The sequence below is a fragment of the Microbacterium sp. Bi98 genome (assembly GCF_918698045.1).
Taxonomy (GTDB): domain Bacteria; phylum Actinomycetota; class Actinomycetes; order Actinomycetales; family Microbacteriaceae; genus Microbacterium.
This window is the reverse complement of record NZ_CAKKLK010000008.1, coordinates 145,895-160,762: the sequence shown is the minus strand read 5'-3', so window position 1 is coordinate 160,762 and position 14,868 is coordinate 145,895. Positions and strand designations below refer to the sequence as shown.

Sequence of the window (14,868 nt, the reverse complement as noted above, 5' to 3'; positions counted from 1 at the left end):
CTCAGGCGACCGGCGTAACGCTCGATTGGCTCGCTGAGGGCCTTAACGCAGGAAGCCCCGCCGCTAGTGCGACGGGGCTTCCCGGTGGTGATGTGCGCCCGAAGGGACTCGAACCCCTAACCTTCTGATCCGTAGTCAGATGCTCTATCCATTGAGCTACGGGCGCTCCTGGACCGCTCAGCGGGCCGTAGAACAGCCTACAACAGACGAGACGCGAAAGCGAAACGAGCGCTCACTCGTCACCGTCGGGCGTGTTCTGCTTGTTCTTCCGCTTCGCTTTCGCACGCTGCAGAGACGACAGCGCCTGCAGGTCGACGAGTCGCAGCGCCTGCATCCGCGCCTCGCGCATCCGGTCGTAATCGGGGTCCTGATCGGGTCGCATGCCCTCGACGCGCAGCCGACGATCGAGGTTGTGCCGCACGTCGGCCCAGGCGCCTTCGCGCGCCTCTTCGACGATGACGCGCAGGGCGGCCTCGTCCTCCATCATGTCGCGCAGCTTGGTCGCGACCCCGTGCGACTGCTTGGCCCTCCGACGCAGGTTGCGCACGTCGCGGTCCCGGTAGTCATGGGTTCCCGAGGGGTCGGAATGGCGACCGCGAGCGCGTTTGCGCAGCTCGGTCAGGTTGCGCTCGACCTCTTCGGACTCCTCGGCCATCGCCCGCAGCGCTTCCCGCGCATCGGCGACGTACTTGTCCGTGTCGAAGACGCCGTTCTCGGCGATCGTGCCGATGAGGATGTGATTCTTCACGGCGAGGCGCGCCGCAGCGGTCGCGATCGCAACGCCTTCGGCGATGGCATCCGCTGTTCGTCCCACCCCTACCTCCTCCCTTCGAGCGTACCGGTATCGCTCGGGGATGCAGTGGGCCAGAATGGATCGGAATCGGGTCTCTCCGACCCGCTCCACGACCGGCTGCTCTCCCGATCGCCGCCAGGAGGGATGCGATGAAGCGTCTCACGCTCACCGGAAGCACGACGGTCATCACGGGCGCTGCGAGCGGGATGGGTGCCGACATCGCCCGGCTGCTCGCTCGCCGACGCGTGCATCTGGCGCTCATCGATCACAACGCCGACGGCCTCGCAGCCATCGCCGCCGAGCTCGCGGGCGCCATCGTCACCACCCATGTGGTCGATCTCCGCGACGACGACGCCGTCTTCGCCACGGCCGCGGAGATCACCGCGGCGCACCCCAGGGTGAATGCTCTGATCACGTGCGCGGGCTCGTCGATGCTCGGCGACCTCGACCAGCTGACCATGGAGGAGATGCGCTGGCTGACGGATGTGAACCTCTGGGGCACGGTGTCGATCACGAAGGCGCTGCTCCCCGCCCTGCGCGCGGCACCGGCCGCCCACATCACTCACCTCGCCAGCGTCTACGCGCTGGCAGCCCCCGCGGGACGCATCCCCTACTCCCTGAGCAAGTTCGCGGTGCGCGGGTTCTCCGAGGCCCTGCGCCACGAACTCGACGGCACCTCGGTGACGGTGGGAGCGGTGTATCCCGCCGGCGTGCGCACGGGCATCATCCTGCACGGACGGTATGCCGCGGCGATCGAGCCGGCCGTCGCCGCGCGAGCCGCGGCCGCCCAGGCGGCGATGTACCACACGGAGCCCGCGGATGCCGCGGCGCTGATCGTGCGCGCGACCGAACGTCGCCGCGCCCGCACGATGGTCGGACGCGAGGCGCGACTGATCGATGTGCTCACCCGCGTCGCCCCGTCGAGCTACTGGCGGGTCATGCGGCGTCCCCTGCGCGAGGCCATCGACACGACGACGCCGATCGCCTGAGTCAGCCGACTGCGCCGACCCAGATCCCGGACGCCCACGCCTGCTGGTCGGCGTCGCACCCGACAGATCCCGGATATCCGCGAACCACCGCCATGCAGTTCGCAAGGAACTCGGCGTCTCCTCCGAACGCGGAGTAGTAGGCATCTGACGACGTCAGGGCGCCCCACACCCGGAATTGGTAGATGTGCGCCAGCTCATGCGCCATCGCCCAGTTCAGTCGGTCGGCACTCCAGTCGACGATGTCGGCGCGGTACTTGATGAAGCCGCCGCTGTTCGCGCACGCCGGCGCGGTCCCTCCCGCACAGGAAGCCGATTCGTAGAGCCCGACCGCCCCGCCGCCGACCTGGTCGAGAGCGGCACGCACGCGCGCGTACCCGTCCGGCCCGCTCGATGCCCACGCGGGGCCCGAGGGAGCGGCGTACTGCGCCGTCTCCCAGCTGCCGATGTCCTGACCCACCTTGTCGATGAGGGCATGCACGGTGGCTGTGGCGGCGACCACGGTCGCCGGGTTCTTGCGCTCGTCGAGCACGGACTGCTGGGCCGACTGCGCGGAGGCCCTGTGTGCCGAGGTGTCGACCTTGCCGACTGCTCCCTCGATCGCCGCAGTCAGCGCCGCGATCTCGTCGACGAACGCGGGCCGCACCTCGAGGACTGCGGCACGCGCTGCGGTGTCCTTCTCGGCGATCGCGATCGATCCGTCGAGGTGGTCCGTGCGCATCTCCGCCGTACGGATCGACTGCGCCAGCGACTGCAGCTCGGCGATCGCCTCTGCCCTGTCCTCGTCCAGGGCCGCGGCGCGACCGACGACGCCCGCAGTCAGCATCACTGCTGCGACGATCGTGACGGAGAGGAACCGCCGGATCACAGAGTTCGCCTCATGGCAGGAACCCGGAGGTGTCGGTGAGCAGCGTCTCCTGTTCGGCGATGGTGGTGCGCAGTGCCGTCAGCTGCTCGGCGAGACGGAGGTTCACCTCGCGCGCGAGCTCGAGCCGCTCTTCCGCCTGGACGACAGCCGCCCTCGCCTCGGCGAGGGCATCCACACGCTGCTGATCCGCGACAGCGATGAGCACCGTTCCGCCGAGGAGCAGCAGTCCCCCCGCGACGACGGCGACGCCTCTCATATCGCTCCCCAGGACACGACTCTCCGGAACCATTCCGTATGGCCAATATATCCCCGCGGGAGACCGCTCTCCAGGCCGGTCGGTGGTCGGCCGCGCGGCGCGGTCGTGCGCTGCGTTCGCGCGGCACGCCGGGCCGGGCCGATCAGATCGACTATGCCTGGTCGCTGAGGCGTCGCTCGGCGGCTTCCTGCCCGCTGGCCAGATGGCGCGGGACCATCACGCGCAGGGCGTCCGTGTCACGCGCGGCGACCGCTTCGAGGATCAGCCGATGCTCCTCGGCCATCGCGAGCAGATCGTCGTGCTGCCCGAAGAGCCAGCGCAGCCGTGTGACGAACACCGCGATGAGTTCGCCCAGCATCTCGTTGCCGGCGAGCTCGGCCGAGATCTCGTGGAACTCGCCCGCAGCGATCCGCGCTGCCTCGATCTCGCCCGCGGATGCTGCGGCGAATTCGCGCTCATAGGCCGCTCGAAGCCGCGCGATCCCCTCGTCGGTGTGACGTTCGGCGGCGAAGACGAAGATCAGGGTCTCGATCGCCTCGCGGACCTCCCCGAAGTCCCGGATGTCCCGATGCGTGAACTCCCGCACGACTGCCCAGGTCCGCGGGCGTGCGACGACCACTCCCTCGCCGACGAGAGTGCGGATGGCCTCGCGCACCGGAAGCCGCGAGACGTTGAGCTCGGCCGCGATATCTCGTTCGACCAGCCGGGAACCGGGGGCGCGCCGACCGAGCACGATGTCATCGCGAAGAACGCGCGTCACCCGCACCGACTCGAGTTCGCCGGCAATCCCCACCCCCGCCATGACCGAATTGTCTCACTCGGAGAACCGCCCGACAAGTTTGGTATCCCAACGCGGCGCATATGTTACGGGTGCTCCATCGGGGCGGACAGAGAAAAGGGGAGCGAATGCCTCGGCATCCGCTCCCCTCGTCCGTGTCGTCAGGGCAGACGGTTGGCGATCGCGAGGTTCGCCGTCAGCTCGTCGGCGTTCTGGCGCACGACGTATGCCGGGCGATCGCGCTCGACCCTCCAGGACTCGCTGAGGGGTCCGACGTTGACCGTGTCGAAGCCGGCCTCGTCGTAGAAGCGGGTGACGAAGGCGACGGCCTCGGCGTCATCGCCCGCTGTGGCGAGGGCGCGTCGATCGGGTGTGCCCGCGGGCGATCCGTCGGTCGTGATGTCGGCCGCGAGGATGTGGTTGAACGCCTTGGCGATGCGCGACGTCGGCAGCTGCGCCTGCAGAAGCTCCGATGTGGTGGTCTCGCCGCGGTCGAGGGCCTCGATGTGCCCATCGCGCTCGAAGTAGTAGTTGTTCGTGTCGAGCACGATCTTGCCCGCGAGCTGCTCGACCGGCAGCTCGTCGATCTTGCCCAGGGGGACGGTGACGACCACGGCGTCTCCGGCCGCAGCCGCATCCACCGCGGTTGCGGCAGTCGCTCGATCGCCGAGTTCTGCGACGAGATCCGAGAGCGTCTCCGGTCCACGGGAGTTCGCGATCATCACGTCGTAGCCGTTCGCCACGGCGACCCGTGCGATCTGGCTGCCGATGTGTCCTGCACCGATGATTCCGAGAGTAGTCATGTGGGGCCCAACGCCCGTCCCGCGCCGCTATTCCCGCGTGACCCCGCGTGTCGCGATCACACCGTGAGCAGGAAGCGCTCCTCGACCCGGCGGTAGCCGAGGCTCTCGTAGAGACGGATCGCCGATGCGTTGAAACCGAAGACATGCAGCCCGATCGAGTCGGCACCGAGTCGTGCGGCCTCGCGCTCGGCCGCGAGCATGAGATCACGACCATAGCCCTTGCGGCGCTGGTCCTCGGCGACCTCGATGTCGAGGATGAACCCGTGCGGGCGCCCTCCTCGCCGACGGATGCCGATCCACAGCACCCCGACCTCGATGCCGTCCACGTGGGCGGTGAACAGCTCCTGCCCCTCCGAATCGATGCCGTCCGGCAGCTCGAGCTCCATCTGCCGGTGCGACTCGACGACGGCATCCTCCGCCGAATACCGACCGGATGCCACCAGGTCTTCCGCGAAGGCCGCCTCGGACGCGGCAGCGAAGCTCGCGAAGCGCTCCGGGGTCATCGGCGCCACGACGAACGCGCCGTCTGACGGCTGTGCCGCCCGAGACGGCAGCGGTTCGAGAAGCATCTGGATCGACGCGACCTCGAATCCCCGCCCCTCGACGAAACCGCGACCAGCGGTGTCGGACGAATGCAGGGCGACACTCAGACGACCGACCTGCTGCCTCCGCGCGAGCGTCATCAGCTCGTCGAGGAGGCCGTCGAGCTGTCGGCCACTCGGCTCGGTCGCGAACGCGAGATCGACGATGAACAGCACGCCGTAGTTCGCGGCGAGCCAGACGGTGCCGATCCGGGCGTCGCCGTCATCGATCGTGAGGATGAGCGAGGTCTCGGTGTCGTGCCCTGCGGGGAGCAGCTCGTCGAGCACGGCGTCCACGTGCGAGACGGCATCGTCGCCGACGTGCATCCCGGACTCCTGCCGCAGCGACACGAGTCGTGCTCTCGTGGCCTCGCGCCAGTCGTCGAAGGCGTCTGCGGTGAGAGGAGTCAGTTCAAGAGGCATGATTCCATCCTGCACCGCATCGCCTCGGTGCTCAGGACTTGTGGAGTGCATCCTCCGCAGCGACCCAGGCGAGCATGGCGCACTTCACCCGTGCCACGTATCGCGAGACGCCCCCGAGAGCAGCGGCATCGCCGAGCAGCTCTTCATCCGGTTCGATCTTGCCGCGCGAACGCATCGCCTCGCGGAACGCGGCGATGCGGATCTCGAGCTCGTCGACCGTGAGCCCCTCGGCGAGCTCGGCGAGCAGCGACGCGGATGCCTGCGAGATGGCGCATCCGTGTCCTTCCCACGCGATCGCCTCGATGCCGCCGTCGGCGCCGCGGTGCACTTGCAGAGTCACCTCGTCACCGCAGGTCGGGTTCACCTGGTGCGACTGCGCGGCGATCTCACCCCGGAGCCCGAACCCGTGCGGGGTGCGGGAGTGATCGAGGATGAGCTCTTGATACAGGTTCTGCAGGTCGCTCATGCGCCCCTCCGGAAGAAGTCGATCGCACCCTGGACGCCGTCGATCACGGCGTCGATCTCGTCATCGGTCGTGTACAGGTACGTGCTGGCCCTCGTCGATGAGGTGACGCCGAGGCGACGATGCAGCGGCTGTGCGCAGTGGTGTCCGACACGCACCGCGATGCCGCGATCATCGAGGAACTGCCCGACATCGTGCGAGTGGATGCCCTCGACGTCGAAGCTCGCGAGGCCCACACGCGGCAGATCGATGCCGGCACCGAGCACGCGCACCCCATCGATGGCCGTGAGCCCCTCGACGAGTCGCGCGCCGAATGCAGCCTCGTGCGCCGCGATGCGCGGCATCCCCACCGCCGTCAGATAGTCGATCGCCGCGGCGAGCGCGACCGCCTGGGACACCCGCTGGGTGCCGGCTTCGAACCGCTGCGGCGGCGGCAGGTATTCCGCCTCCGTCGTGGTGACGGTGGTGATCATCGATCCACCCGTCAGGAACGGCGGCATGGCCTCGAGCAGCTCGCGCCGCCCGTAGAGCGCGCCGATTCCCGTCGGCCCGAGCATCTTGTGACCGGACACCACGGCGAAGTCGACGTCGAGTGCGCGGACATCCAGCGGCAGATGGGGTGCCGACTGGCAGGCGTCGAGCACGACGAGCGCGCCGACGGCGCGCGCACGCGCCACAAGATGCTCGACCGGATTGATGACGCCGAGCACGTTCGACACATGCGTGACGGCGATGAGCTTCGTGCGGTCGGTGATGAGATCTGCGGCGGCGTCGAGCCGGAGTGCACCGTCGTCGTCGAGCGGGATGACCCGCAGGGTCGCTCCTGTGCGGGCCGCGAGTTCCTGCCACGGGATGAGGTTGGCGTGGTGCTCCATCTCGGTCGTGACGATCTCGTCGCCCTCGTGCAGACGCAGGCGCTCGGCTGCCGCTCCCCCGCGGCCGAGCGAGGCGTTCGAGATCGAATACGCGATGAGGTTGAGCGCCTCGGTGGCGTTCGACGTCCACACGATCTCGCCCTCGTCGGCACCCACGAACCGCGCGACGGCGGCCCGAGCGTCCTCGAACACCTCGGTGGCCTCGGCCGCGAGAGTGTGCGCACCACGGTGAACGGCCGCGTTGAGGGTGGTGGCGAACTCGCGTTCGGCGTCGAGCACGGCGAGCGGACGCTGCGACGTCGCACCCGAATCCAGATACACGAGCGGGTGCCCGTTGACCTCGGAGCGCAGGATCGGGAAGTCCTCGCGGAGTCGCCTCACCTCGACATCGGTCAGCGGGCCGCCCCCGGTCGGGGCGATCACGTCGGATTCGCGGGAGATGCTCATCCTTCTAGCTTCTCATCTGGCGCACCCCGCGGGGCCCTGCGCACACGGGGCGACGGTCAGGGAACGACGAGGATGTAGTCCGTGTCCGAGATGCCGAGGATCCCCGTCGCCGGGTCGACGTAGCGCAGGGTGATCCGATGGAGCCCGGGCCGGATGTCGATGAACGACACGATGGTCGAGGAGTCGTCGAGCAGCGCGAGCGACGCCGTCTCCCCGTCCAGGGACACGGATGCCGTCGAGCCGGCGACGCCGCGGACGTCGAGCGAGAGGTCATCCCGTCGCCCGTCGCCGTCGGAGTCGACGCGGGAGATCGCACCGTCCGAGTCTTCGGCGAGCCCCGGGACCGGGAAGTAGAGGCGCCCCGTCGGATCACTCACCGTCCGCACGCCGGTGGTCCGGGATGTGTGGCGCATCGAGATCGACATGCCCTGGTGAAGCGTGTCGACATCGGGGCGCACCGAGAAATCTCCGTCAGGACCGACGAGGGTGGAGGCGATCACGAGTCCGGTCTCGTCGACGATCTGCACCGCTGCTCCCGGAGTTCCCGTGCCGGTGATGGTCGGGGGAACAGTCGTCCCCGGCAGGATGCTCCAGTCCATCGTCACCGGCTCGACGACGGGAGGCTCGACGACCGGAGGGTCGATCACCGGAGGGTCGACGGCAGGCGGCTCGACGACGGGAGGGTCAACCACCGGCGGGTCAACCACCGGGGGCTCGATCACCGGAGGGTCGACGACAGGAGGGTCGACCATCGGCGGGTCGACCACCGGAGGGTCGACGACAGGAGGGTCGACGACAGGAGGGTCGATGACCGGCGCCTTCACGGCGGGAGGCGCGATGACCGAGGGGCCGCCGGCGGGAGGCGCGACCACGGACGGGTCGACCACCGGGGGAACCACGATGATCGGGTCGATGACGACCTCGGGGCCGGCGTGCTCCTCGGGAACGGTCACGGGCGTCTGCGGGTCGACACCCGTCTCGGCCTCCTCCGCCGGCGCGATCGGGCTCGGGACCGCCGTCGATTCGGGCGACATGATCGGCGCCGGAGATGCGACGACGAGCGCGGACGACGGTGTCGACGACTCCTCGGCGTTCGGCGCGCCCACGGGCGCCAGCTGTGCGGCCACCGCTGCGACCGCGACGACGGCCCCGGCTGCCGCGACGGATCCGCCGACGACCAGCCACCGAGCGGTACCCCTGGGCATCCAGGCCGGCGCAGACGCAGCCGTCGCAGGCGCAGGAGATCCGGCCGAATAGGCTAACGCCGCCGGTCCGCCGATGATCACGGGAAGCAGCACGGCGCGCAGCTTCGATGACGCCTGCTCGATCTCGGCGCTCGCCATCGTGCACCGCTGGCAGCGCTCCAGGTGCGCGTCGAATCGCGCTCGGTCGGCACGCGCCACATGGCGCCTGCGCCCCTGCGCCACGATGCGCTCGCAGACCCACCGGCATTCCGGGTCACGTCCCGGTTCCTTGATGTGGGCCTGCAGCCAGGCGAGCTTGAAGCCCTCGCGCGCCCGGGCCGCCAGCACCGAGACGGCGTTGGGAGTCATGCCCATGAGCGGCGCGATCTCACGCGGCTTCATGCCCTCGACCTCGAGGTACCAGAGCAGTGTGCGCCACCGTTCGGGGAGGTCCTTGAACGCCACCGTCAGCAGCGCCTTGTCAGAGAGCAGGTCGAGCGAATCCTCCGTGTGCTCGGTCGGAAGCTCCTCGATGTATTCGAGCGCGACGACGTCCTTCTGCTTTCCTCCCCATGTGGCGGCCGCGCTGCGCACGGCCGCGAAGATGTAGGGACGGAACGCATCCGTCGGACCTCCGCCATTGCGGATCGCGCTGAAGGTCTTGGCGAACGCCTCACTGACGAGATCCTCGGGGTCGATCGAGCTCGTGATCGAACGCGCCGCGCGGAGGGCTGCCGGCGAGTGACGATCCCACAGCACGCCGAACGCACTGCTGTTCCCCGCTCGGGTCGCGAGGACGAGCTCGTCGTCACTCGTCTCGGGATCGATCCGCGTGCGCCGCTCGCGCACTGTCGACGAGCTCATGGCGCGACCCGTTCGGCGCGAATCGAGGCAGGAGCAACGGACGGGTCGTTCACAGGGATCCCTTTCGACTTCTTACTGTCAGTCTCGCGACATCGCGATCTGACCGGTATGTAGATTCATACGAGAGTTCTTGACACCGAATAGAGAAGATTCCATGGCCTTCGATGACATCCGCGCCGAAGCTCCCACGTTGCGCGACGCGCTCCGTCTGAGCGACGGGAGGCTCTTCTCCCCCCGTCGAAGCACGCGGCTCGATGCCAGGACGTACGTGGGCGTGGAGTTCTACGATCCGTCGGCATCCGCATCCGACTACACCGATCGCATCGTCCTCGGGGCCGGTGTCGCGACGACGAGCGTTCCGGCCCTCGTCGCCGAGCTGGCCGATGTCGGGGCGGCCGCGCTGGTGGTGCGCGCTCCCGATGACGGCGATGGCCTGGAGCGCATTGCCCTCGATCTGCACGTCGCCCTGCCTGTCCTCCACCACAGTGACGGGGACTGGGCACAGCTGGCGAACGTCCTGCGGTCGCTGCTGAGCGGTCACTCGATCGGCCGGGTCTCGGGTGTGCGACTGGGAGACCTCTTCGGCCTCGCCAACGCCATCGCCACCCTCGCGGACGGTGCCGTCAGCATCGTCGACTCGACCGGTCAGATCGTCGGCTACTCCACGCACAGCGAGCAGCCGATCGACGACGTCCGTCGACGCACCACTCTGCTGCTGCAGGAGGACATCTCGATCGCATCCGACTCGCGCTACCGGTCGCTGCTCCGCGCCAGCGAGGCACGGCACTTCCCCTCGAGCACCGACGAGTTCGGACGCGTCGGGATCGCCGTGCGAGCGTCCGGCGAGCTGCTCGGCTCTCTCTGGGTGATCCAGATCGATCCATCGCCGGCCGCCCGGACCCGGTCCCTGCTGGAGGAGATGGAACCGATCGTGGCCCAGCATCTGCTTCGTGCTCGAGCGGAGGCGGGCGACCGGGACCGTCGGACATCCGACCTGCTCCGCACGCTTCTCGAAGATCGACGGCATGCCCGCGGCGCGGCGTCGCAGCTCCTCATCCGTCCCGAAGCCGGATGCACGGTCGTGTGCTTCCGGATCACCACGTTCGACGAGGTGGAGGCGATGCGCGGTCTGCAGCGAGTACTCCATCTGGCGATGAGCGTGTCCGGCGCCGCTTTCCCCGGCTCCCACAGCGCGGTCGTCGGCTCGGAGGTCGTGACGCTCATCCCGGGCCCGAACGCGGCTGCGGTCGAGACCTTCACCCAGGCGGTGATCCGGATCGACGACGCGTTGATCGCCGGCATCGGCACGCGCGCGTACGACATCAACGGCATCGGCCGTTCCTATCGTGAGGCCGGGGCTACGGCCGGCGTGCTCGTGAGTTCGTCGCTCCGCGACGACCATGAGCTCCGCATCGCGACCTTCGACGAGATGCGCGATCGCCTGGCGATCCTCCAGGTCGCCGACCTGATCGACGGCCTGGATGCCACGGTCGGCGACGCCGCGAGCATCCTCGCCGAGCATGATGCCGCGCAGGGCACCCGTCTGACGCACACCATGCGGGTCTTCCTCGACCAGCTCGGCAGTGTGCGTGAGACCGCCAGCGCACTGCACGTTCACCAGAACACCGTCCGGTATCGGCTCGATGTCGTGCGCAACGAGCTCGGGATCGACATCGATTCGCCGGCCACGCGACTCTGGCTCTGGCTCCGGCTGTCGGCGACCGCGCGCAGCGCAGTGTGAGGACTCATTCGATCGCCGCCGGCAGCAGCACGGTCACTCCGGCACGACCCGTGGACGGCTCGATGTACCGGGCGGCGACGAACGGCTCACCGACACCGGATCGGACGACGATCCCGTCGATGTCGTCGGTCGCGAGCCGCACAGTGCGCGATCGCCCCTGTTCATCGAGCAGCTCGACCCATGCATCCGGTGCGGCGCTCAGATGCAGACAGCTGACAGCGCCGAGGGACGCCTCAGGACAGGCATCCTGGTCCGCGGCCGCGATCGTGGGCGTCGCGAAGGTGAGCGGCCCCATCGCCTCCGCCCACTCGGTGACTCCGGTCGCCGCGTCGTACTGCCTCACGCTGAGCGTCATGCCCTGACGCAGGGCTTCGCCCGAGACGTCGAGCACGAATGCGCCGTCTTCGTCGATCACCCCGGTGTCGAGCATGACGCCGCTCTCGTCGGTCACCGTGACGACCGCGCCTGCAGCGCCGACCCCCTCGATCAGATCCGGCACGAGAGAGTCCTGGGCGATCGACCGGGTGATGCGGAACTCCGCCAGGTCGATGGGCGGCGGTGTCTCCGACGGAGCGTCGGTCGGGGTCGGAGTCGGGGTCGGAGTCGGGGTCGGAACCGCTGTCGACGGGGCCGGGGCGATACTGAGCGGGGTCAGTGGGGGCTGCCTCTCGCCGGGTCCTGGGGTCTCCGGTTCACGGCTCGCGTCCGAATCGGGCTCCAGTCCCGCATCGACCTCGGGCTCCGGCGACGGCAGGGGCTGCGGTTCGGGCATCGGCTCGGATGCGGGCGGCTGAGTCGGGAAGCGCGGCAGATCTTCGAGAACCGGGCCCGCCTCACCGGAGACCGACGCCTCGGAGATCGACCGGGTGAGTTCCGAATCGTCCGATTCCTCGGCCGACAGACTCAGGACGCTGCCCGCCAGGATGACGGCGCCGACCACGACGACGGCGGTCGCCGCCAAGGCGGCCAAGCCACCGGCCGGTACCACCGCCGCTGCTCCGTGCGCGGCGACAGGCGCCCCCGCGCCGATCGAGGAGGTTGCTGCATCGGCCCAGCCAGACGACCCGGTGGACCCCACCACGGAGCTCGCGCCCATGACCTGCGCCTCCGCGGAGGCATCACCGGTGTAGATCGCCGCCGCCACGCCTCCCAACAGCGCGGCAGGCAGGATCGCCCGCAGCCGCTGCGAGACGGTATCGATCTCCGCGGCGACGATCCGGCATCCGCCGCACACGCTCATGTGCTCTCTGAAACGGTCGGCGTCGCCGACCGCGACCGGACGACCGCGACGGTCGACCACGCGCTCGCAGAACCACCTGCAGTCCTCAGACCGCGAGGGATCGTGGATGTGCGCCTCGAGCCAGGCGCGTTTGAAGCTGTCGCGTGCGCGCGCCGCGAGAGCGGAGACCGCATTGGCCGTCATCCCCATCAGGGGCGCGAGCTCTCGCGGCTTCATGCCCTCGACCTCGAGATACCAGAGCAGCGTGCGATGCCGAGCCGACAGCGTGCCGAACACGGCCGCGATGCTGGATCGCTCGGCGATGCGCTCGAAGGCATCGCCGCCCTCCGACGACAGATCGCCCTCCGAGATCAGGTCGATCGACAGGTCGGTCCCGTTTCGGGACCAGCGCGCGGCCGTGTTGCGCAGCGTGGCGAGGAGATATGGCCGGAACGCGTCGCTCGGCCCGCCGCCCGCCTTGGTCACCCGGAGTATCGACGCGAACGCCTCGCTCACGAGATCGTCGGGATCCGCCGAGGGCGAGATCGCTCGCGCGGCTCGGCGCGCGGATTCGACATGCCGGCGCCACAGGAGGGCGAAGTCGCCGATGTCGCCACCCCGCACCGCCTCGATGATCTCGGCATCGGACGGCTCACCCGAGATGTCGTCGTCGTCGAGATACGTACCGAGGATCATGCTGCTCCGGATGCTGTCGAGTCCGGCATCGCGAGCGCAGCGCCGGAGACGGTTGAGGGACGAGGCAGTGGGGATGCCTCGTCCCTCCGACTCTCGTAAGGGTCGAATCCGCTCTGAGAAGGTTCGGCCGGGGAGTGGTCGACCTCTGCTGTGCGGGCGTCGGCCGGGAACCCGACGCGAGGCCGATGGCCATACCTACAAGACCGGTATGACCGGAAATCGTGACGGTCAGAACCCGAGATTCTCGCTGTGCAGGACATCAGCTGCCGCTCGCCGCCGGGTCCACGGGCGCGAGCGACAGGAAGCGCATCTTGTTCTCGCCGTAGAAGCACGTCTGGACCATGAACTCCCCCGTCATACCGGTGAGTTCTTCGACGTTCGACCACTTGGGCGTGTGCCGCTCCTCGACCACCTCGTAGATCACGTCGGAGCCCTCGACGGTGACCCGCTGACCGAGCTCCCAGCCGAGGATCACGTCTCCCCCGCAGTTGTTGTGTGCGGCGAACAGCGGCAGCACGTCGTCGATGCGGTAGCTGATCATCTCGGTGAACGTGCCGTCGCATCGGTCGAGCTCGACCATCCCGCCCTCGACCCCGAGCCTGATGACGGGAAGCTCGTCGGGCGCGAAGACCTCATGGAATGTCTTCAGCACCGAGACTTTGACGTCACCGGTCACTTTGTCGACCGCATCGGGGGCGAGCACGGATGCGGAGAGGAAGGATGCTCCCAGTCCGACGAGCAGGATGCTGGTCGACAGCAGACCGATACGTCGCCGCGGGCGGCGGCGTGTCACGGGCTCGCCGGGTTCGTCGCCGTTCGCGGCGGTGCGGTCCACTGCGACGTCGACCGTCATGAGTCGGAGCCAGCGGACACGTGCGTCGCTCGTCGGCCGCTGCGGTTCTTCCGGGCACGGCGAGGCTTGACGACGATGAACGTGAGTGCCGGCACCCCGACGACGAGCAGTGCCCACCACGGGAAGCCGGCGGGGTCGGTGGTGTCCGCGATGGTCGTCACCGCGGAGTCCTCGGTCGGAGCATCGATGCGCTCTGCGCGCACGAGCAGGCGGTGCGTGTTGACGCCGGTGGGCGTGCACGTGACGAGCGTGAGGTAGTCCTTGCCTGCGACCTGACGCAGGTCTTCCGCGTCGTCGGGAAGCACGGTCTTGGTCTGATCGACCTCGTAGTAGAGGTCTTCGCCCAGTGCGCTGACGATGATGACGTCGCCCTCGACGAGTTCATCGATGTCATCGAAGAGGGTGGCCTGCACGAAGCCGTTGTGGCCGGTGAGCACCGAATGCGTCCCCGGTCCACCGACAGGAAGCGATGAGCCGTAGAGGTGCCCGATACCGCGAGACAGTGTGTCTTCATCGGTGCCGTGGAAGACCGGCAGATCGACGTGGATGCTCGGAATGCGAATCCGCGCCATCGTGTAGGTTCCCTCGGTGGTCAGAGTGTCGAAGTACGCCGAGGCCCCCTCGCCGATCGCCGTCTGCTGTCCGTCTGCTCCGAGGGCATACGGGTCGCGCAGCGGCCCGGTCGGAAGATTCTCGTTGTACTCCTCAGCGGCGGCGAGCATCTCGTCGACCGCCTCATCGGGGATCTGCTCGACGGACTGGATGTACCCGTCGACGTCGGTGTCGTGAGACCAGGCCGAGAACCAGGAGGCCGCGGTCGGGTAGACGAGGACCACGATGCCGATGGTCGCGATGAGCATGACGATCGACTGGCTCCATCCCCACCGCGCCTTCTGGGCGGTGGCACCCGTAGCGGGTCGCGCTGGGGCGTCCGGTGCGGACGCGTCGATGAGGGTCATGCTGCGCTTTCTGATCGGAGCTGGAGAAGAAGTAGGTGGAAACGAATGGGCCGTGCGGGGGAAGGGATCTCTTCACCTC

The 14,868-nt window shown here is 68.7% G+C and carries 14 protein-coding genes and 1 tRNA gene; 2 read left to right on the top strand and 13 right to left on the bottom strand.

All coding sequences use genetic code 11. From position 1 onward, the window contains the following. Positions 1–93: 93 nt before the first annotated feature. A tRNA-Arg gene (locus LQZ85_RS13305) sits at positions 94–166 on the bottom strand. A gap of 66 nt (positions 167–232) precedes the next feature. Continuing rightward, a complete protein-coding gene (locus LQZ85_RS13300) occupies positions 233–814 on the bottom strand; it encodes a hypothetical protein (protein WP_056276922.1) in 582 nt (193 codons plus the stop codon). A gap of 128 nt (positions 815–942) precedes the next feature. Between LQZ85_RS13300 and LQZ85_RS13295 the strand changes: the two genes are divergently transcribed. Continuing rightward, positions 943–1,782: an SDR family oxidoreductase gene (locus LQZ85_RS13295; protein ID WP_056276919.1), complete on the top strand. Its 840-nt coding sequence runs from the start codon at positions 943–945 to the stop codon at positions 1,780–1,782. Position 1,783: 1 nt separating this feature from the next. Here the strand turns inward: LQZ85_RS13295 and LQZ85_RS13290 are convergent, their stop codons facing one another. The 8 genes from LQZ85_RS13290 to LQZ85_RS13255 form a co-directional block, all read right to left on the bottom strand. Further along, entirely contained in the window at positions 1,784–2,647 is an 864-nt protein-coding gene (locus LQZ85_RS13290) for a hypothetical protein (protein WP_230101003.1), read from the bottom strand. Positions 2,648–2,657: 10 nt separating this feature from the next. Then, entirely contained in the window at positions 2,658–2,903 is a 246-nt protein-coding gene (locus LQZ85_RS13285) for a hypothetical protein (protein WP_072590746.1), read from the bottom strand. 151 nt (positions 2,904–3,054) lie between these two features. After that, a complete protein-coding gene (locus LQZ85_RS13280; protein ID WP_056276916.1) occupies positions 3,055–3,705 on the bottom strand; it encodes a GntR family transcriptional regulator in 651 nt (216 codons plus the stop codon). A gap of 137 nt (positions 3,706–3,842) precedes the next feature. Further along, positions 3,843–4,484, bottom strand: a complete 642-nt coding sequence (locus tag LQZ85_RS13275) for an NAD(P)-binding domain-containing protein (RefSeq protein WP_056276913.1) — start codon at positions 4,482–4,484, stop codon at positions 3,843–3,845. Positions 4,485–4,540: 56 nt separating this feature from the next. Beyond that, positions 4,541–5,488 carry a GNAT family N-acetyltransferase gene (locus tag LQZ85_RS13270; protein WP_230101002.1) on the bottom strand — a complete coding sequence of 316 codons (948 nt, stop codon included), beginning with the start codon at positions 5,486–5,488 and terminating at the stop codon, positions 4,541–4,543. A 31-nt stretch (positions 5,489–5,519) separates the two neighbouring features. Then, positions 5,520–5,954, bottom strand: a complete 435-nt coding sequence (gene sufU / locus LQZ85_RS13265) for a Fe-S cluster assembly sulfur transfer protein SufU (protein ID WP_056276906.1) — start codon at positions 5,952–5,954, stop codon at positions 5,520–5,522. After that, on the bottom strand, positions 5,951–7,273 hold the full coding sequence (locus tag LQZ85_RS13260; protein ID WP_056276905.1) for a cysteine desulfurase: 1,323 nt from the start codon (positions 7,271–7,273) through the stop codon (positions 5,951–5,953). Before LQZ85_RS13260 ends, sufU begins: the two co-directional genes overlap by 4 nt. A 56-nt stretch (positions 7,274–7,329) precedes the next feature. Then, entirely contained in the window at positions 7,330–9,321 is a 1,992-nt protein-coding gene (locus tag LQZ85_RS13255) for a sigma-70 family RNA polymerase sigma factor (RefSeq protein WP_230101001.1), read from the bottom strand. Between the two features lie 154 nt (positions 9,322–9,475). Between LQZ85_RS13255 and LQZ85_RS13250 the strand changes: the two genes are divergently transcribed. Beyond that, complete coding sequence (locus LQZ85_RS13250; protein WP_072590742.1) at positions 9,476–11,062, top strand: helix-turn-helix domain-containing protein; 1,587 nt, start codon at positions 9,476–9,478, stop codon at positions 11,060–11,062. Positions 11,063–11,066: 4 nt separating this feature from the next. Here the strand turns inward: LQZ85_RS13250 and LQZ85_RS13245 are convergent, their stop codons facing one another. The 3 genes from LQZ85_RS13245 to LQZ85_RS13235 form a co-directional block, all read right to left on the bottom strand. Further along, positions 11,067–12,977, bottom strand: coding sequence for a sigma-70 family RNA polymerase sigma factor (locus tag LQZ85_RS13245; RefSeq protein ID WP_230101000.1), 1,911 nt, complete (start codon positions 12,975–12,977; stop codon positions 11,067–11,069). 259 nt (positions 12,978–13,236) lie between these two features. Continuing rightward, entirely contained in the window at positions 13,237–13,830 is a 594-nt protein-coding gene (locus LQZ85_RS13240; RefSeq protein ID WP_056276892.1) for a hypothetical protein, read from the bottom strand. Further along, a complete protein-coding gene (locus tag LQZ85_RS13235) occupies positions 13,827–14,789 on the bottom strand; it encodes a class C sortase (RefSeq protein WP_230100999.1) in 963 nt (320 codons plus the stop codon). The genes LQZ85_RS13240 and LQZ85_RS13235 overlap by 4 nt, the downstream gene beginning before the upstream one ends. Positions 14,790–14,868 lie beyond the last annotated feature (79 nt).

What these genes read in the sequence shown, in the direction of transcription:
- LQZ85_RS13295 (WP_056276919.1), top strand. Translation starts at nt 943, where the DNA reads ATGAAGCGTCTCACGCTCACCGGAAGCACGACGGTCATCACGGGCGCT.
- LQZ85_RS13285 (WP_072590746.1), bottom strand. Translation starts at nt 2,903, where the DNA reads ATGAGAGGCGTCGCCGTCGTCGCGGGGGGACTGCTGCTCCTCGGCGGA.
- LQZ85_RS13280 (WP_056276916.1), bottom strand. Translation starts at nt 3,705, where the DNA reads ATGGCGGGGGTGGGGATTGCCGGCGAACTCGAGTCGGTGCGGGTGACG.
- LQZ85_RS13275 (WP_056276913.1), bottom strand. Translation starts at nt 4,484, where the DNA reads ATGACTACTCTCGGAATCATCGGTGCAGGACACATCGGCAGCCAGATC.
- LQZ85_RS13270 (WP_230101002.1), bottom strand. Translation starts at nt 5,488, where the DNA reads ATGCCTCTTGAACTGACTCCTCTCACCGCAGACGCCTTCGACGACTGG.
- sufU (WP_056276906.1), bottom strand. Translation starts at nt 5,954, where the DNA reads ATGAGCGACCTGCAGAACCTGTATCAAGAGCTCATCCTCGATCACTCC.
- LQZ85_RS13260 (WP_056276905.1), bottom strand. Translation starts at nt 7,273, where the DNA reads ATGAGCATCTCCCGCGAATCCGACGTGATCGCCCCGACCGGGGGCGGC.
- LQZ85_RS13255 (WP_230101001.1), bottom strand. Translation starts at nt 9,321, where the DNA reads ATGAGCTCGTCGACAGTGCGCGAGCGGCGCACGCGGATCGATCCCGAG.
- LQZ85_RS13250 (WP_072590742.1), top strand. Translation starts at nt 9,476, where the DNA reads ATGGCCTTCGATGACATCCGCGCCGAAGCTCCCACGTTGCGCGACGCG.
- LQZ85_RS13245 (WP_230101000.1), bottom strand. Translation starts at nt 12,977, where the DNA reads ATGATCCTCGGTACGTATCTCGACGACGACGACATCTCGGGTGAGCCG.
- LQZ85_RS13240 (WP_056276892.1), bottom strand. Translation starts at nt 13,830, where the DNA reads ATGACGGTCGACGTCGCAGTGGACCGCACCGCCGCGAACGGCGACGAA.
- LQZ85_RS13235 (WP_230100999.1), bottom strand. Translation starts at nt 14,789, where the DNA reads ATGACCCTCATCGACGCGTCCGCACCGGACGCCCCAGCGCGACCCGCT.